The organism is Candidatus Nealsonbacteria bacterium, assembly GCA_026396195.1.
GTDB lineage: Bacteria > Patescibacteriota > Minisyncoccia > Minisyncoccales > JAGGXC01 > JAPLXH01.
This window is the reverse complement of the sequence record JAPLXH010000012.1, coordinates 1-17,063: the sequence shown is the minus strand read 5'-3', so window position 1 is coordinate 17,063 and position 17,063 is coordinate 1. Positions and strand designations below refer to the sequence as shown.

Below are 17,063 nucleotides of genomic sequence, written 5' to 3'. Positions count from 1 at the left end.
GAATATCGGATATAATATCGGATGTCCGAATTTAGCTTTGAATGGTTTTTTTTAAGGACTTCAATGCCCGATGAAGCAAAACCCTGGTATTTTCCTCGGATTTATCCATTAATTTAGCCACTTCTTTTATTGAAAAATCATCTAAATAGTGCCAAATAAGAACGTTTTGATAGTCGTCTCTTAAGTCAGTGATAGCGTGGCGGATATTCATTAAATCCGAGTTTTTTTCAGCGCTTTTTTCTAAATTCATTCTTGGGTCGATTAAAGGAGTTTGGTCGGCTGAAATTGATTGATTCTTGCCTTTTTGCCGATAATGGTCAATTACCAAATTACGGGCAATTTGATACAAAAATGCCTGGGGATTTTCCAAGGTATCGGCCCTGTTTTCATAAACCTCCCAACCCCGCAAAAAGGTTTCTGAAGTTAAATCTTCAGCCACTTCTATTGAACTGACTTTTAAAAATATAAACCTATAAATTTTGTCTATATAATTGTCGTAAAGCTGACTAAATTCTTTTCTTGGGTTTTGCATTTGTTTATTTATTTTATACGAAATTTTTTCTCAAAAAACAATTTAATTTACATAGGACATAATCTTTTTGTCCTATATATTTTATGTCCTAACTATCTGTCCTATCACTTAATCTTATAAAATGTTTCGCTTTTTTCACCCATTCTCTCTACCAATCCTTCTTCCATCAAAGATTTAAAATCTCTTCTCAATGTCCTTTTGCTGACTTCGGGAAAAACTTCTTTAAAATCACCGACCTGGGCTTTTTCTCTTTGTTTTAAAATTTCCAAAATTTTATCTTTTCTGCCCTGAAAAGGATTTTCAAAAGAAGAAACTTTTCTTTCTGCCAAAGAAACAGAATCTTCAATTTTAACAAATTCTTCAGCTCCAATCAAATCCTTATCCATTGAGATTATTTTTTTTTCTAAATCTTTTTCCTTTTTTGTTTCTAAATTAAAAAAAGAGTTTTCCACAGCCCTATCCTCGATCGTTTTTTCTTCTGATTGTATATTTTTTACTAAATCAAAATTCAGCTGTTTTTCTTTTTCAAATAAAAATTCGGTTAACTCTTTTTTTATTTTATCATATTCTTTTTGAATCTCAAAGATTTTTTCAACACTCACCCAGTTTAAATTTTTTACCACCTCGAAAAAACAATCTAAAATTTCGATTTGTTCTTTTGTTTCTGAAAGCAAATCCTCGAAAGACAAAAAATCTTTTTCAAAAATTAAAATGGAGCTGGCCGAAATTTCAACGCCCAACTCCCTCATTTTATATCTCAAAGGGTCCTTCTTGGGAAAAAGCAAAGTCAACCGATAAAGATTTAAAGTAAGTTTAATAAAATAATTTTTGTCCATTTTTTAAAAACCTTTTCTGAGTAATGTTAATGGGATTTTGCTTAAAAGTCAATTGTGAAAAACTGTCTATTTTTCAGGGAAGATAAGCGCTGTTTTGCTGCTTAGGGGTGCCTAAAATATAATTACTTTCCGCGTCTTCGCCAATAATATTTAATCCATCGTTTGTTGCCCAATTTAATAAATCGTTTCCGGAATTTTTTGGATTTTTTCTTTCCATAGACGCTCTCGTCCACTCGTCCCCTATTTTCTGATTCTGGCCAAAAAACCAACCCGAAGAACAATCAATAAAATCAATTAAATTATTGCTAGCATCTCTTAGTTCTAATTTTTCTCCGTCGTTTCCCAAAGCACCGGTATAAACCTGATCAGCCTTAATATTGGAAATGGTTTGGTCGTCGGTTCTTTCCAAAAGAAAATAATTTTGGGTTAAGATTTTCCCGGAAAGCTCGATTTCCGAACTTCCTTCCGATGACTTAATCTTCCAGCCGGTTAAATCAATCTCTTCTTCGGTGTTGTTAAAAAGCTCTATCCATTCATCACTGGCATTGGCTTCTGTCCCCATCCAAGCAATTTCATTTATTACCACATCTTGAGCTAAAAAATTTTTAAAAATAACCAGATTAATCAAAACTGATTTAAGGACAAGTTCCATGCTTTCTATTTTTATTTTCGCACTATAAACTCCGGCCTTTAAGCTATCGGGAATTATTGAAATTTCCAAACTGAAAGAGGATGAGGCTAAAAGAATATTGCTGGTTGAGCTTATTGAAAGCCATTCAACCTGAGTTGTATCTGTTGCGTAGGCAATAAAAATAAACCAATTTAAATCGCCTTTCCCCGAATTTTTTATTATTAAATTTTTAATTTCTGAACTAGTTGCCCCTTTTTCAATTTGAAAATCAAAAAAATCAGGCTCTATCTCTAAAATCGGTTCTAAAAAAACTATACTCAAACTAAGAGTAGCGGGCAAGCTGATTTTGCCCTTGTCATCAACGACCATCAGGTTCACCAAATAATCCCCAAAAGTAGAATAAGAATGGGAAGTTGTAGCTAAAGCGGTAGTAGCCGAGTTATTGTCGCCAAAATCCCAATAAAAAATACTGATTTCCCCGTCAGAGTCAGTGGAAAACAAAGCATCAAAAATAATTTCTTGATTTATTTCCAAGACCGAAGAAGAAGAATAAAAAACGAAAGAAGATGTTGGCGCTTGGTTTAGAGATTCATTTATTAGTCTAGGGCTTGAATCTTGAATTTCAAAATCTTGATAATTATTTTCCGTGTCTTGATAGTTCTGACTTTTTTTATCCCATTTTCTTCCTAAACTTTGGTTTTCCACAGGGTTTTCCACAAAGGCCATTCCCTCTAAAAATGGATTGCTGCTGCTTCCCCAAGCCAAAGAATCAATGATATTTTTTTCCTTATCAAGTAAAGCAATGCTATTATTTTTGGCTAAGGTTTGAGTAGAAGAAACATCAGCTAAAATTTGACTGAAAGAAGCGTAATCCGAATTTATCCACAAAAAATAATCTTTAGCCAAAATAACACTGCCTTCCGGGAAAATTCTTATTGAATATTCTGTTCCGCTGGAGCTTTTTCTCTTTAATTGAAAGCTGGAAATATCAACAGAATAAGTGCTGGAATTATAAATCTCAATAAAATCAAAAAAAGATTCATTGCCTTCAATTTGGACTTCGGTAATCAAAATTTTTGGAAATTTTTCCTCCAGAACTAAGGGCGCCTGCGGATTTGAACCAACTCCGGCTGAATTTGAAAAACAAAAACTGTTTTGATTTTTTGGCGTTCCTGAAATTCCATTTTGAAGTCCTCCGCAGTAAGAGTGCCAATTTAAATCTGCTCCTCTTTCCATTGATTTTTTTTCAATCTTATCACCGGCCGGCCAATAAGGAACTGCGATAATTTCATCTTCCAAGGCGCAATTATCATTAAAAAGATACAGTTCTTCTTCGTCATCGTTAAGTATTCCTTGATAAATAAAATCAGCTGCTGCTCCGGGCGCTGAATTATCATCGGTTCTTTCCAATAAATAAAGGCTTTGAGGGAACAAAATCCGATTTTCTTCAAAAACTATTTTTATTTGTCCGGCTTTGTCTAAAATTTGCCAATTCTTTAAATCAACCGGAGAATTGGAAATATTTTTTAGCTCAATCCATTCGTCGTTAGCCGAAGTCTTTGTGCCCGACCAAGCAATTTCGTTGAAAATAATTGTTTTTCTTAAAGAACCGATTCCCGGTATTTTATTGCAAAAAACAATTTCCTTATTTTGTTCTTTTTCAAATTTTTCTTTTTCCGGCTCTTCTTTAAGCTCCTTATCCTTATCTTTTTCGTCTTCAATCTCTTTTTCTAAAATTTCTTGTTCTTCGTCTTTAAGTATCTCTTTCTTTGTCATTTCTTCTATTTCTCGAGCAATTAAATCGGCTTTTTCGGTTAAATCGTCTAAAATTTCCTGAAGTTCTAATAATTTCAACTCTTCATCATTAATTTCTGTTTTTACCTTTGACGGTTTTTCTCTTGAGTCATTGATTTTTGATTCTTTAAAATAAAGCTGTTCTTCTGGCAGAAATTTATCAGAAAAATAAAGAGAGCTTGATATTAAAGCTGCCGGAGAAAAAATGTTTTTTTGAAAAACAAAATTTTTTATTTTATCGCTGATTTCTTCCCTAAACTCGATAAACAAAAAAACTCCCGCTAAAAATAGGAGTAAAACAAAAACCGCCGGTAAAATGACCTTTTTCATAAATATTTTTTAATGATACAAATTTAAAAAAATTACCACAAGTGGAAATTCTGTTTATTGACAAAAATTGATAAAACAGTATATTAGAAACGTGGAGAAAGAGGTGGTTTATTAATAGAGCTTGTAGCAGAGCTTGCCTTCATTTGCCATCATTTCTCTACAAACTGTAGGATAAGGATAGGGGGTTTTCAATGAACAACTAAAACCCTCTCTCTTCCCTACACAAATGGAGGGAAAATGGAAGTAGAAATCTTAAGAGGAGAAGGTAAAGGTATTGGAAGAGTAACAACAGAAGAAAGAGCCGATGAGCTGGCAAAAAAAGGCTATGTAGAAAAAAGAAACGGGAAATTTTTCTTCAAATAGCACTTCGAACACATGGTCTTGGTTGTTTTTTATTAAAACACCAAGGCCTTTTTTCTTTACTCGCGCCTCATAGCTCCTACAACGAACTTATTGACAAAAAATAAAATTTATATAATATTATATCCGGGCTAGAAAAGGGAAGGTTTTTTAAAGTGTGCATCCCATCCTTGGTAGTTATGAATCCCATCTCGAGCCGGCCCTTTTTCTGGCCCATTATCTCACTCTCCAGCACCTTATAAATTAGTATTCTTCTGAAATCAAAAATCCCAAGATTAGTTATACTTGGGCTATTTTTTTAAAAAACAATCAATTAATCAATTAATTTAAAAGTAGAAAATATTTGTTTAAACAGGCTTTCCTCTTTTTCCGGAGAAATAATGCCGGGTATTTGCAAATTATTTTGGTAATCCGCAATTATCGGCTGGAACTCCGGAACAAAGGCTCTCCAAACAATCAAGGTGTTTTTCGAATTTAACGGAAAATAATAAACATACTGGCCGCAACCCTCGATTCCCTCAGTTATAAGGTAACCATTCAAATTACCAATCGTAATTTCATCAATGAATCCGGGTTCTAACTTAAGTTTTTTGTTTAAAAAATAATCAGAAAAGAACTCCTTGCTTTCATTGTTCTTGACCGCTTCTTCCAGTCCTCCCTTAAAAATTTCAAAATTAACCTTAAAATCAACCAATTCTTTAAGCTTTAAACTGTCTCCCTTAAAATCACAGGGGTCGTTATGCTCAAAAGCAACAAAATGATTTAAAGATATTTTATTTTGCTCTTCCAAAAGAGAAACAATTTCTTTGGGATATTCAAGCTGGATTTTTAAAACTTCATTTTTATAAATTTCCCACCCGAACCTCTTTTCTTGAATTTTTGTCTGTAAAAAATTTAATTCCTCCTCAAAAGTTTGCTCTTTTTTTACATCAAAATACTGGGAAATACTAAGCCCGCCCACCAACATAGCAAGAAGAGAAATTATGGCTAGCCCTATGGGAGTCGGCACTCCCATGTTTAATTTTTCCAACATAAAATTAATTTTTCAATAATTTTAATGATTTCAATTTTTATTTTACCATAAATAAAAACCCGAGAAAATCAAAGATGCTAATCTTGCATTTGCATCATTTTTTGGGCGGCTATCATCTGAATTTTCTTCATAGCCTCGTTGAAACAATCTTTTAAAATTATTTCTTGCTCCTCCTTTGCCAAAGCCGGATTCAATTTGATTTCTTCAATTTCCATTTTTCCATTCATTGTTATTTTCGTGCCGTTTTTTTCAATTTCAAATTTTTCTTTTTCCAAAGAATCTTTAAGGTCTTTCAGTTGTTTTAATTGTTTTATTTTTTCAAACATATTATTAAATTAAAAATCCAATTCATTGACTTCCTCCCAGTTTATTTCATATAAAACAACGATTTTATCCTCTCCGATTATATAAAGATAATCATCAAGGTAAACCGCTCTTTTTGCCCTTATGTCGCTTATGGCTTTTATCATTTTCAAATTGTCATCTTTATAAGAAAATATATAACCGCCTTTGCTTCCGGGTAAAAAGAAAATCTGATGTTTTGTGTCTAACAAGAAAGCGTGGTGGGTGCTTAGAACATCAGACCAATATTCGCTTAAATTGTACTTGGATACTTCTTTCGGGTTTTCAGCTGACTTCACGTCGAACAAGGAAACTTTTACTTGAGAACTTTCTTGTCCGATTCCTAAAATTTTATCTTTGGTAATCGGGTGCAAGTAAGAAGAATACCCCGGGATTTTTAGCTCCCCGCTCATTTTCGGTTTCTGGGGATTAGACAAATCAAGCACGAAAAACGGGTCAATTTGGCGGAAAGTAACTAAATATCCCTTGTCCTCGACAAAACGAGCTGAATAAATTTTTTCTTCCAGTCCCAAGTCTTTAATTTCGCCATTTATATTAAGGTCTTTGTCTAAAACATAAATATCATTAGCCGATTCTCTGACACTGCCCATTCCTCCCATCCCCCAAAATCCCTCGCCAACAGTAACCGCAACCCTTAAATAATCCTTATATTCATCCAAAGAAAATTGATTTAAAAGCTTTCCGGGAACGTTGCCGGAAGCTAAGATTGAAAAATCTTCAAGTCCTATTTTCACGATGCCGGTTTTTTCCAATTCTCTTTTGTGTTCTTTGTAGTAGTCCGACATCCGATTGCTGAATTCATTTTCTATTCTTAAGCTTTCATCATTACTCAGGGAATTTTGATATTTTTGGAATATAACGTCAAGTTCGGTTTGTTTCGCCGAATCGCTTATATCATAGCTTGATAATTTTTCCAGTTTTTCAATAAACCAGCTCGGCACCAAGTCCTGGCATTTTTCTTTGAAAAACTTGGAGAAAAATTCGATAAGATTACCGGAATAAGAATATGTCAAATAAATTCCCTTATCTGACATATAAAGTATTGAATAATAAGACGAACCAACAATAGAAATATTTTTTTCTATCTTCCCTGAAACAGGGTCAATAACGGAAGCATTATAAGTAACATCAGCCGGGAAAGAAACTGTCGGATGATAAATTTGGTCGCATTTTACGGTTAAAGCAACCCCCTCGGCCCTTAAGGGCTCTATTGGACAAGGCTTGGAAGCATTAATTATGGTTTGAGTGATTAAATAAATTTTATCGTTATAAAGCCGGGCATCCTTAAAATAACTTTTGTCGTCTATTTCGCTTGTCCATTTTTTCTTTGGAGACTTGGGGTCTGAAACATCGTAACCGAAAATTTTATTATTGGAAAAAACTATCAGAATATTTTTGTGTAAAAGCAGGCTTCCCGTTTCTTTTATATCAGAATCTAAACCCAGTTCGTCCGGGGGAAAGGCTTTTATAACCTTTGTTTTTCCCGTATCTTTTGGCGGAACAATATACCTTTCTTCAAAAAAAACAGGCCCCGAATAATAACCAGACAAAGAATAATAAATTTCCTTGCCGCTGGTTTTTACAATGTCCGGCTCGTCAATTCCTAAAACCTGAACATTGGTTTCGGAAACTCTTTCCGGCGCTTCTCCTCCGCCTCCTAGCCCGTTAATGGCCGACGGCGCTTCTAAAGATATTTTTTCATCACTTGCGCCAATGCCCATAGCCCGGGCAGAACCTAAATAGCCATAGCTAATTTCTGATTTTTCCAAATATTTTTTAAAATCTTCTTCTGAGGCAAATTTTTTCAATTCTTCCAAATTAGAAACAATTGGAGTGGTTGTCGCGACAGGAGGCGGATTTCTTTTAAATAAAAAATTTTCTAAACTAAAAGCATCGGGATAATTAATCTCTAAAAGAATGTATCCTCCCGCAATAAAAGCTAAAAGTATTAAAATAAAAAAAGCTAAAAAAGGATTGATTTGTTTTTGCATAAATTTTTTTATTATTAATTGTTTCTTATTTATATCATATTTTTTAAAAAATGCCATTAAAACTTATCCCGAGTTTTGGGTCTTGACAAGAGCTTTTGACTAATTATACTAAAACAAATTGGTTGAATATTTTTCAAAAACCAATAAAAAAAGGTCGAAACTTTTTTTAAAAAAATGCTGAGGGTTAAAACCTAATATGCAAAAAAAGAAAACGCGCGACCCTTTCGTTAACCAAAATGATTTTGACTTGGACGAAGGATTGGAACAAGACGTGCCGGAAGAAAGCCCCGAGGAACCGACAGAAGAACCCGGGGAAAAGGAAAAAGGGCTAGAAGAGGAGGAGGAAGAAGGAGTTGATGAATTAGAAAACATGGAAGATGAATATGATGAATTTAGCGAATAAATAAAGAAAAATAAAAACCCCCTGTTTTTTAAAAAACAGGGGGTTTGTTTTTTTAAAAATTTATTCCAACAATATTTCAGCTTCTCTCTTTAACTGCTCAAAATTTCTCATTATTGTTTTGTTTTTTTGAACAATCTTTTTAAAATCGTTTCTAAAAATATCTTGGGCCAACATCATTCTTTTTTGGACCAAAAGCTCCAGTAGCTCTTTTTTAAAAGAAGGCAAAATGGTTATTGGATATAATTTTTGATTATCAATTATTTTTTCCAAGCCGGCTTTTTTTGGGTATTGCCATCCTAAAAGTTCAATTCCCGTGCATTTGGCATATTTTATGGTTTTGCTGGTAAATTTATTATTGGTAACTATCAGGTTTTTTATATTAAAACTTCTAAATCCGTTTTTATTAAAAAATCCTCCTTTTTGAATGTCCAAAAAACGGGCGAAAGATGAAAGGGCGATATCCGAATGAACCTTGCCTTCGGATAAATTTCGATATTTGCATTCTCCGATATAAATCAGGTTTTTTTTCTCGGCCCAAAAATCTATTTCATAACTGCAACAAAAACCGGGCACTATTTGGTTAAGCTTTATCCTGAATCCTTGTTTCTCAAAAACCTCTCCGATATATTGCTCAAAAGGAAAACCGCTTGGTCCCAGCTTTCTCATTGCTTCTTTCAGGGAAAATTTAAAAACAGCGGTTTGAGAGGATTCCTCGGAAAGAAGCTCTCTCACTCTTTTGAAAATTTCAATCGTTTTTATGCCGGGAAAAGCCTCTCTTTCAATAATGCTTGCTATTTTTTGAGCTGTTTTTTTAGAAGCGCCGGATTTCTTGGCTGATTTATATATTTTCCTAAAAGAAAACGGCTCCTTCTCTTTATTGATATTTAAAACATAAAGATTTTTCATGCTTTAATTTATTTTATTGTAAATCCGATTTTTTGAAAATCTCCTGAAAAATTTTATTTGCTTGCCTTTTCTAACGCTGTACTATCTTTTGATTTCAAAAGAATGGAATTCTCCTTTAAACTCTTGTTGCTCAATTTCCAATTCATCGACTTTAGCAAATAACGGGCCTTTTTGGGCCCATTTAACTAGCTTTTCAATGTTTTCTTTTTCTCCCTCAATTAAAATTTCAACCCTTCCGTCCGATAAATTTCCGGCCCAGCCTGAAACTCCCAATTCTTCCGCTTTTTTTTTGGCGTTTAATCTAAAAAAAACTCCTTGCACTTTTCCGGAAATAAAAAGATGAACTCTTGCTTTTTCTTTCATGCTTTAAAAACCGAGAAATTCTTTAATTTTTGCGATAGGAATAGAAGTTGCTCTTCCCTCTTCGTCAAAGATATTTAGTCCTAAAACATTACCTTCAATGTTAAACATAGGACTGCCCTGTAAGTTTTTTTTATCGAAAATACTGGTATTAATTTCTTCTTCATTCAAATACCTGATTATCCCTTCGTTTACAATTTTTTGAGGCTTTATTCCTTCAAAAAATACTCCGATTAAAAAAACTCTTTGGCCTAGTTTTATTTTTTCAAAATCAGCAAATCCGGTGGTCGGCAAATTATTTTCATTAACTTTTAATAAGGCGAATTTATCTTTTGTTAAAAGAACTTTCGGAGAAAAAACCTTTCCGTCAAAAAATATTGTAGTTTTTGATTCTTTGGGCAAAAGCTCGGCCAAGGTAATTATCAATCCGTCGGAAGTTATGATTAAACCGGAGCCCTCGAGTATTTTTTTGCTCTTAGTTTCGGTCCTGACTCCCACCACGACTTTTTCCAATTTATCCACTGCTTCTTGAAGAGCAACATTTTCTTGGACAAAAACTTGCTTGGTTTCATTGATATAAATCGGAGGCTTATCCAGTTTATATTCAAAAAAAAGAGGCCTTTCTATAAAATAAGGCCAGAAAATTTGGTCGGCGAAAATACCGCCGGCTGTTCCGATAATAAAAATAATTAAAATTTTAAAAGCGTTTTTGGCCATTTAAAAATTATTTTGTTAAAAGCTTTTCTTCTTTTATCGCAATTTTAAAAATTTCTTTCGGTTCTTGAAAGATGATTTTTTCTTTATCAGCCCCGATTACCACCCTGTCTCCCTCCTTTACTTCTCGAGAAACTATCTTTAAAGCCAGGGGATCCAAAATTTCCTGCTGAATTACTCTTTTTAGTGGTCTCGCTCCTAGCTGAGGGTCAAACCCCTTTTTAGCCAATAAATCCTTGGCTTCTTTTGAAATCTTTATTTTTAAATTCTTTTTTTGAAGCCTCTTTTCAACTTTTGCCAGCTCCAATTCAACAATTTCTTTAATCTGTTCCTCTCTTAAATAATTAAAAATAATAACTTCATCGATTCGATTCAAAAATTCCGGGCGGAAACTTTGTTTTAGGGCTTCCATAACTTTTTCCTTTAATTTTTCTTGGCTTTCTTGGTTAGACTTCGTGGCAAAACCCAAAGAACTCATCTCTCGAATATCCTCTGAACCGACGTTTGAGGTCATAATAAAAATTGTATTCTTAAAAGAAGCTACCCGGCCCTTGGCATCAGTCAGGCGGCCGTCTTCTAAAATCTGCAAAAGTATGTTAAAAACTTCCGGATGCGCTTTTTCAATCTCGTCCAGCAACACTACAGCATAAGGCCTTCTTCTTATTTTTTCGGTCAACTGTCCGCCCTCATCATACCCTACGTAACCGGGCGGGGAACCTATTAATTTGGAAACAGTATGCTTTTCCATATATTCGGACATATCCAACCTTACCAAAGAGCTTTCGTCGTTGAACAAAAAATCAGCCAAAGCTTTGGCGGTTTCTGTTTTCCCAACACCGGTAGGGCCCAAAAACATAAAAGAACCCAAGGGCCTGTTCTCTTCGGCAATGCCGGCCCTTGAACGTCTGATCGCGGCGGAAACCGCTTTAATCGCGTTTCCTTGGCCAATAACCCTGCGAGCCAATATTTCTTCCATTCTAACCAGTTTTTGAGCCTCAGCTTCTATAAGGCGGATTACGGGAATTCCCGTCCAGCGGGAAACAACTCCGGCAATGTCCTCCTCGGTTACTTCTTGTTTTAAAAGATGATGCTTTTTTTGTACCTTGATTAATTCTTTTTCAGAAAGTTTTAATGCTTTTTCCAATTCCGGAATTTTTCCATATTTTATCTCGGCTATCCTTTGAAGGTCTAAAGTTTGGCTCATATCCAGCTGGGAAGAAAATAAATCAATGTCTTTTCTAAAATTTTTAATCTTAAAAATCAATTCTTTTTCTGACAACCACTGGCCTTCAATATATTTGGCTTTTTCTTTTAAATCGGCCAGAAATCTGGCAATGGCTTTTAATCTTTTTTTGGATTTTTGGTCTTTTTCGCTCTTTAAAGCTTCTCTTTCTATTTCTAATTTAGTAATTTCTTGTTTTTGATTTTCCAATTCTATGGGCTCCGATTCAATTTCCAGTCTTAAGCCGGAAGCGGCTTCGTCCATCAAGTCCACGGCTTTGTCGGGCAAAAATCTGTCGGAAATATAACGATAAGATAATTCCGCCGCCGCCACTATCGCCGCATCTCTTATTCTGACGCCGTGATGAACTTCATATTTTTCTTTAATGCCCCTTAAAATTGCGATGGTGTCTTCCACCGTAGGTTCTGACACATAAATCGGCTGGAATCTTCTTTCCAATGCCGGGTCTTTTTCAATATATTTTTGATATTCTTTCAAGGTAGTCGCCCCGATTGCTTTCAACTCTCCTTTGGATAGAGCCGGCTTTAATAGATTTGAGGCATCAATTGCTCCTTCGGCCGCTCCCGCTCCCACCAATGTGTGAAGTTCGTCAATAAATAAAATATATTCTCCCTTGGCAGCTTCAATTTCTTTTAAAAAAGCTTTAACTCTGTTTTCAAACTCGCCCCGATATTTGGTGCCGGCAACCAAAGACCCCAAGTCTAAAGAAATGATTTGTTTGCTTTTTAAGCTTTCGGGGACCAATCCTTTGACTATTTTTTGAGCCAATCCCTCAACAATGGCGGTTTTTCCGACGCCGGCTTCTCCGATTAAAACGGGATTGTTTTTTGTCCGGCGCGACAAAACTTCCATCAATCTTCTGATTTCAGCCTCTCTGCCTATAACCGGGTCAAATTTTCTATTTTGAGCCAATTGAGTCAAATTACGGGAGTATTTTTCTAAAATTTGATATTTGGATTCCGGCTCCGGGTCTGTAATTTTTTGGCCGCCCCGGATTTGAGATAAAATTCTTAAAACCGTTTCGTAGTCCAGTTTTTTAAAATCCAAATTATCACCTAATAAAACTGTTTTATTTAAAATTTCTTTGGCTTTGTTTTCGCTATCCACCAAAGATAAAAACAAATGCTCCACTGAAACGAACTCGTCTCCCATCTTAACGGCTTCCTGCCTGGCTCTGTCTAAAACCTTAGCCATATCTTGGGTCAAATAAAATTGGTTTTGTTCTCGGGGAGTGGCGATTATCGGAATTTTTTCGATTGATTTTTCGGTTTCTTTTTTTAAATTATCGATGTCTACTCCTAATTTTTGAAGCAAAACTAAAATTATTCCTTCCTCTTGGGAAAGTAAAGCGGACAAAAGATGAAGAGCGTCAATTTGTTGCTGCCCCTTTTTTTGAGCGATAAATCTGGCGTTAACTATCGCTTCCTGGGCTTTATGAGTAAAATCAGAACCGTTCATGAATTGGTACATAGAAAAAATTGAGAGTTAGTTTCATTTTCTTTGTATCAAAGCTACCCTCAAAAGTCAACGCCGTTAAAATTGTTTAGCGGGTTAAAAATTTCAGAAATCTTGATTAAAATTCTACTTATTCTCTCCCAGCACGATATCAATGTTTTTTTCTTGGTTGTCTCTTGAAATTTTCAAAGTAACCTTATCGCCGGGATTATATTTTAAAATAATCTCAGCTAAAGAATTTTCTGTTGTAATTTTCTCGTTATTTAATTCTAAAATTATGTCGTCTTTTTTCAAGCCCGCTTTTTCGGCCGGAGAACCGGCTAAAACAACTTCCTTGGTTTCTTTGCCGGTTTTATCTCTTCCTATCCAAGCGCCATAGTCAAAAGGCAAATTATATTTTTCTTTAAGCTCTTTGGTAATCAAAGTGTAGTAAACCCCTATAAAAGGATAAACAATTTTTCCTGAACTTTTTACTTGTTCAATATCTCTTTTAGCTTTGTTAACCGGAATGGAAAAGCTGATATTCTGGGCGTCTAAAACTGTTGCCGTATTAATTCCAATCACCTCTCCTTTTAAATTTAACAATGGCCCTCCGGAGTTTCCTTTATTTATGGCGGCGTCAGTTTGAATAACATCTTCAATTGTTTCAACAAAGCTCCCGCCGCCGGCAGTCACCGTCCGGCCTAAGCCGGAAATAACTCCAACTGAAATGGTATTCCGAAACTCCCCTAAGGCATTGCCTATTGCTATTACTGTTTGGCCAATTTTTACATTAGAAGAATCTCCCAGTTGAACCTTAGGAAAAGAAGAATCTTTTTTTTCAATTTTAATAATAGCCAAATCCTGATTTGGGTCTTTGGCTAAAACCTTGGCAGAAAACTTACCGCCGTCATTGGTTAAAACAGTATATTCGGCTTCTTCGTCCAGAACCACGTGCTTGTTGGTTAAAATCATTCCGTCCTCTGAAATAATAAATCCGCTTCCTCCGCCAACTTCTTTTTTCTCAGTGCCTTTCTGACGATACTGAGGAATTCTAAGGCCAAAATCTTCTCCAAAAAAATCGCCGAAAGGATTATCATAATATTCCTCAATTATGGGAACATCCTTGCTGATAACAATGCTGACCACGGCCGGCGAAACCCTGTTAACAACATCTATCACTGCTTCCTCTTGAGTTGTTTGGGGCAAATAAGAAGTGGTTGAAGCGTTGTAGGTAATAAGGCGTTCCGGAATTTCTATATTAAGCTTAGAAAGGAAATCTTTAATTTCCGAATAATAATAACCGCTGGCAACGATTCCAACGCAAAAACCAAAAAGAGAAGAAAATAAAACGAGTAAAAAAACAACTAATATAAATTTTTTTAATTTACTTTTGATTTTAGATTTAAAATTTTTGATTGGGTCAAAAGATTTAGAGGAATTTAATTTGTTGTTAGGCATATTAAATTATATTTTATTTTTATATTTTATATTATATCAAACTCAATACTGCTTAACCACCTAAATTGATCTGTAAAAGTTAGCAACCTCAGTTTAGTCTGAGAATCGTTTTCGAAAAACAAATTTTAATTATTTATTTTTGAGTTGTTGATGAAAAGCTTGGCATTTCCGGTCTTACTTGGATTGATTGGGCGGTAATAGTACCGTCTTGATTTGTCTTGCCAGTCACGCTAACTACCTTGCCAACTTCAAGGTCATTAAAAACACCGCTCACAAATTTACTAATTTCTGTCGTGTCTGAATAAAAAATAATTTTCGAGCCGCCGTCTCGAATACTTACTGTAATACTTTTATCGTCTTTGGAGATAATATTTCCGGTGACAAAACCATTATTACTATTGTTTCCACCGGTTCGATTAATAGCTCCTGCTCCTGTTCGATTGCCAAAACCATTTGCATCCATTTGTTGAAATCTTTGTGAGGTTTTGCTTTCCGCATATTTCATTCCGCCAAAAAATGCTCCTGCTCCAATTATTGTTAATATGACTAGAAATAATAAATATTTTTTCATAATTATTTTTTTATTAGATTAATAAATTTTTCGACAAATTTTTTATTCATATCTCAATGCTTCTATTGGATTTAATGCTGCCGCTCTTCGGGCGGGATAATAGCCAAAACCAATTCCAATTGCCGCTGATACTCCGAAAGCCAAAATAATAGAAGAAAGAGAGATAGTTGTAGTTAAACCTCCAAACTTAGCAATCAAAAGAGAAATAACCCAACCTGAAATTACACCAAAAACTCCGCCAATAAAAGTAAGGGTAGTAGCTTCTGCAAGAAACTGCAGGCTAATGTCTTTGTTTTTAGCGCCAATGGCCTTGCGAAGCCCGATTTCTCTTGTTCTTTCAGTGACTGTTGTCAACATCATATTCATAATTCCAATGCCGCCAACAAGTAAAGAAATGCCGGCTATTGCCGCCAAAAGCGTGGTAAAGGTATTGGTGATAGAAGAAGCGGTGGCTAAAATATCGGACTGATTTAATACGCTAAAATCCGCGAGCGTGGAATCAGAAATATTATGACGACTCAACAAAAGCGTTGTAATTTGTTGTTTGACAAGAGCTGTTGAATTTTGATCCTGAGCCTGCACGCTAATGGTAGTTACATAATCTCCGCCGGCTAAAAAACGCTGGGCAGTAGAAATAGGAACATAAATTACATCGTCCTGACTTCCAAATCCCGTACCACCCTTGGCTTTGGTGACGCCGATAATTGTAAAATCAATTTTATTTATTTTAATTTTTTGGCCTATTGGATTTGAACTCGATCCAAATAAATCATCGCGGGTTGTGGGTCCTAAGACCGCTACCTTTTTTAAGTTTTGAACATTTTGGTCAGAAATAAAATTTCCTATATCTATTTCAACGTTTCTTGCCTGCGAATATGAAGAAACCGTGCCGACAACCCGAGTATTGGTATTTTTACCCTTAACTACAATTTGATAATTTCTTGAATTTTCCGGGGCTACCGCTTTAATAAGCGAAACTTGTTCCTGAATGGCATCGGCGTCTTCTTGAGTTAAAGTCTGAGCAGAGCCCCTGGAGGAACGTACCTCGGTCCCCACTCCTCTTTGAAAAGAGGGCGATATCAATATTAAATTTGACCCTATGCTCTCGATATTTGATTGAATTTGTCCTTGAGCGCCTTGGCCAATAGAAACCATGGCTACTACTGAACCGATACCAATAACAATACCAAGAACGGTAAGCCCTGACCTAACTTTATTCATAGATATTGCTGAATAAGTTTCTTGTAATAAATCTGAAAAAATCATATTTTATGATTATTAATAATGCGTTGTTTATGATTTCTACCGTCTTCCATGATAACGCCATCGCGGATATGAATTATACGATTTGCATGCTCAGCTACGTAAGGCTCATGAGTAATAAATATGATAGTACGTTTATATTCAGAATGAAGCTTTTGAAATGTTTCTAAAACAATTTCTCCTGTTTTTGTATCAAGATTGCCAGTCGGCTCATCGGCTAAAATTAAAGATGGATTGTTAACTAAAGCTCTGGCAATGGCCACTCTTTGCATTTGTCCGCCCGAAAGCTGATTGGAAAGATGATTAAAACGAGCCTCTTCAAGTCCTGCGTTTTTTAAAGACACTCTTGCTCTTTTTTCTCTTTCCTCTTTTTCAATTCCAGCATAAACAAGCGGTAAAACGACATTACGAATAACTGTCGCCCGCGGTAAAAGATTAAAAGATTGAAAAACAAAACCAATTTTATTTTTTCGAATATCCGCCAATTCATCATCGGAAAGTTTTGATATATCTTGGTTATCTAAAAAATAACTTCCGCTGGTTGGCACATCTAAACATCCTAAAATATGCATTAAGGTCGATTTGCCGGAACCGGAAGGTCCCATAATAGCTACAAATTCACCATCTTTTATGGTGAAAGAAGCATTGTTTAAGGCTTTGGTTTCAACATTTCCACTTTTATAAATTTTAGTGATATTTTGAACTTGAATCATTTTTATTAATTGTTTCAATAAGGACTATTTACATACCAAACATACGAAATCCCTCGTTTTGACTTGATTGCGCACTTTGTTGTGAGGTTTGAGTAATGGTTTGAGAAATTACAGCATCCCCTTCT

The 17,063-nt window shown here is 35.1% G+C and carries 16 protein-coding genes; 2 read left to right on the top strand and 14 right to left on the bottom strand.

Going from position 1 to position 17,063, the window contains the following annotated elements:
- Positions 1-31 precede the first annotated feature (31 nt).
- From NTU58_04200 to NTU58_04190, 3 genes are all read right to left on the bottom strand, one after another.
- Entirely contained in the window at positions 32-532 is a 501-nt protein-coding gene (locus NTU58_04200; GenBank protein MCX6764871.1) for a sigma-70 family RNA polymerase sigma factor, read from the bottom strand.
- A gap of 104 nt (positions 533-636) precedes the next feature.
- Complete coding sequence (locus tag NTU58_04195; protein ID MCX6764870.1) at positions 637-1,368, bottom strand: DeoR family transcriptional regulator; 732 nt, start codon at positions 1,366-1,368, stop codon at positions 637-639.
- 73 nt (positions 1,369-1,441) lie between these two features.
- The gene (locus NTU58_04190) at positions 1,442-4,123 is read right to left on the bottom strand and encodes a lamin tail domain-containing protein (GenBank protein ID MCX6764869.1); all 2,682 of its coding nucleotides are present in this window, start codon (positions 4,121-4,123) and stop codon (positions 1,442-1,444) included.
- A 237-nt stretch (positions 4,124-4,360) separates the two neighbouring features.
- On the opposite strand from NTU58_04190, the gene NTU58_04185 reads away from it, so the two are divergent.
- On the top strand, positions 4,361-4,486 hold the full coding sequence (locus NTU58_04185; protein MCX6764868.1) for a hypothetical protein: 126 nt from the start codon (positions 4,361-4,363) through the stop codon (positions 4,484-4,486).
- A gap of 310 nt (positions 4,487-4,796) precedes the next feature.
- Here NTU58_04185 and NTU58_04180 read toward each other — a convergent pair whose 3' ends face one another.
- From NTU58_04180 to NTU58_04170, 3 genes are all read right to left on the bottom strand, one after another.
- The gene (locus NTU58_04180; protein ID MCX6764867.1) at positions 4,797-5,516 is read right to left on the bottom strand and encodes a hypothetical protein; all 720 of its coding nucleotides are present in this window, start codon (positions 5,514-5,516) and stop codon (positions 4,797-4,799) included.
- Positions 5,517-5,593: 77 nt separating this feature from the next.
- The gene (locus tag NTU58_04175; protein MCX6764866.1) at positions 5,594-5,842 is read right to left on the bottom strand and encodes a YbaB/EbfC family nucleoid-associated protein; all 249 of its coding nucleotides are present in this window, start codon (positions 5,840-5,842) and stop codon (positions 5,594-5,596) included.
- Between the two features lie 9 nt (positions 5,843-5,851).
- Complete coding sequence (locus tag NTU58_04170; protein MCX6764865.1) at positions 5,852-7,927, bottom strand: beta-propeller domain-containing protein; 2,076 nt, start codon at positions 7,925-7,927, stop codon at positions 5,852-5,854.
- A gap of 139 nt (positions 7,928-8,066) precedes the next feature.
- Between NTU58_04170 and NTU58_04165 the strand changes: the two genes are divergently transcribed.
- On the top strand, positions 8,067-8,273 hold the full coding sequence (locus tag NTU58_04165; GenBank protein MCX6764864.1) for a hypothetical protein: 207 nt from the start codon (positions 8,067-8,069) through the stop codon (positions 8,271-8,273).
- A 60-nt stretch (positions 8,274-8,333) separates the two neighbouring features.
- On the opposite strand, the gene NTU58_04160 is transcribed toward NTU58_04165, so the two are convergent.
- The 8 genes from NTU58_04160 to NTU58_04125 all read right to left on the bottom strand — a co-directional run bounded on the left by NTU58_04160 (position 8,334) and on the right by NTU58_04125 (position 16,938).
- Positions 8,334-9,179, bottom strand: a complete 846-nt coding sequence (locus NTU58_04160; GenBank protein MCX6764863.1) for a hypothetical protein — start codon at positions 9,177-9,179, stop codon at positions 8,334-8,336.
- Positions 9,180-9,260: 81 nt separating this feature from the next.
- Positions 9,261-9,542: an acylphosphatase gene (locus NTU58_04155; GenBank protein ID MCX6764862.1), complete on the bottom strand. Its 282-nt coding sequence runs from the start codon at positions 9,540-9,542 to the stop codon at positions 9,261-9,263.
- 3 nt (positions 9,543-9,545) lie between these two features.
- Positions 9,546-10,256, bottom strand: a complete 711-nt coding sequence (locus NTU58_04150; protein ID MCX6764861.1) for a S1C family serine protease — start codon at positions 10,254-10,256, stop codon at positions 9,546-9,548.
- 7 nt (positions 10,257-10,263) lie between these two features.
- Complete coding sequence (locus NTU58_04145) at positions 10,264-12,966, bottom strand: AAA family ATPase (GenBank protein MCX6764860.1); 2,703 nt, start codon at positions 12,964-12,966, stop codon at positions 10,264-10,266.
- Positions 12,967-13,077: 111 nt separating this feature from the next.
- Positions 13,078-14,391, bottom strand: coding sequence for a trypsin-like peptidase domain-containing protein (locus NTU58_04140; protein MCX6764859.1), 1,314 nt, complete (start codon positions 14,389-14,391; stop codon positions 13,078-13,080).
- A gap of 133 nt (positions 14,392-14,524) precedes the next feature.
- Positions 14,525-14,962, bottom strand: a complete 438-nt coding sequence (locus NTU58_04135; GenBank protein MCX6764858.1) for a DUF5666 domain-containing protein — start codon at positions 14,960-14,962, stop codon at positions 14,525-14,527.
- Between the two features lie 42 nt (positions 14,963-15,004).
- On the bottom strand, positions 15,005-16,183 hold the full coding sequence (locus tag NTU58_04130; GenBank protein MCX6764857.1) for an ABC transporter permease: 1,179 nt from the start codon (positions 16,181-16,183) through the stop codon (positions 15,005-15,007).
- A gap of 41 nt (positions 16,184-16,224) precedes the next feature.
- The gene (locus NTU58_04125) at positions 16,225-16,938 is read right to left on the bottom strand and encodes an ABC transporter ATP-binding protein (protein MCX6764856.1); all 714 of its coding nucleotides are present in this window, start codon (positions 16,936-16,938) and stop codon (positions 16,225-16,227) included.
- Positions 16,939-17,063: the final 125 nt, after the last annotated feature.

What these genes read in the sequence shown, in the direction of transcription:
- NTU58_04200 (MCX6764871.1), bottom strand. Translation starts at nt 532, where the DNA reads ATGCAAAACCCAAGAAAAGAATTTAGTCAGCTTTACGACAATTATATA.
- NTU58_04195 (MCX6764870.1), bottom strand. Translation starts at nt 1,368, where the DNA reads ATGGACAAAAATTATTTTATTAAACTTACTTTAAATCTTTATCGGTTG.
- NTU58_04190 (MCX6764869.1), bottom strand. Translation starts at nt 4,123, where the DNA reads ATGAAAAAGGTCATTTTACCGGCGGTTTTTGTTTTACTCCTATTTTTA.
- NTU58_04185 (MCX6764868.1), top strand. Translation starts at nt 4,361, where the DNA reads ATGGAAGTAGAAATCTTAAGAGGAGAAGGTAAAGGTATTGGAAGAGTA.
- NTU58_04180 (MCX6764867.1), bottom strand. Translation starts at nt 5,516, where the DNA reads ATGTTGGAAAAATTAAACATGGGAGTGCCGACTCCCATAGGGCTAGCC.
- NTU58_04175 (MCX6764866.1), bottom strand. Translation starts at nt 5,842, where the DNA reads ATGTTTGAAAAAATAAAACAATTAAAACAACTGAAAGACCTTAAAGAT.
- NTU58_04170 (MCX6764865.1), bottom strand. Translation starts at nt 7,927, where the DNA reads ATGGCATTTTTTAAAAAATATGATATAAATAAGAAACAATTAATAATA.
- NTU58_04165 (MCX6764864.1), top strand. Translation starts at nt 8,067, where the DNA reads ATGCAAAAAAAGAAAACGCGCGACCCTTTCGTTAACCAAAATGATTTT.
- NTU58_04160 (MCX6764863.1), bottom strand. Translation starts at nt 9,179, where the DNA reads ATGAAAAATCTTTATGTTTTAAATATCAATAAAGAGAAGGAGCCGTTT.
- NTU58_04155 (MCX6764862.1), bottom strand. Translation starts at nt 9,542, where the DNA reads ATGAAAGAAAAAGCAAGAGTTCATCTTTTTATTTCCGGAAAAGTGCAA.
- NTU58_04150 (MCX6764861.1), bottom strand. Translation starts at nt 10,256, where the DNA reads ATGGCCAAAAACGCTTTTAAAATTTTAATTATTTTTATTATCGGAACA.
- NTU58_04145 (MCX6764860.1), bottom strand. Translation starts at nt 12,966, where the DNA reads ATGTACCAATTCATGAACGGTTCTGATTTTACTCATAAAGCCCAGGAA.
- NTU58_04140 (MCX6764859.1), bottom strand. Translation starts at nt 14,391, where the DNA reads ATGCCTAACAACAAATTAAATTCCTCTAAATCTTTTGACCCAATCAAA.
- NTU58_04135 (MCX6764858.1), bottom strand. Translation starts at nt 14,962, where the DNA reads ATGAAAAAATATTTATTATTTCTAGTCATATTAACAATAATTGGAGCA.
- NTU58_04130 (MCX6764857.1), bottom strand. Translation starts at nt 16,183, where the DNA reads ATGAATAAAGTTAGGTCAGGGCTTACCGTTCTTGGTATTGTTATTGGT.
- NTU58_04125 (MCX6764856.1), bottom strand. Translation starts at nt 16,938, where the DNA reads ATGATTCAAGTTCAAAATATCACTAAAATTTATAAAAGTGGAAATGTT.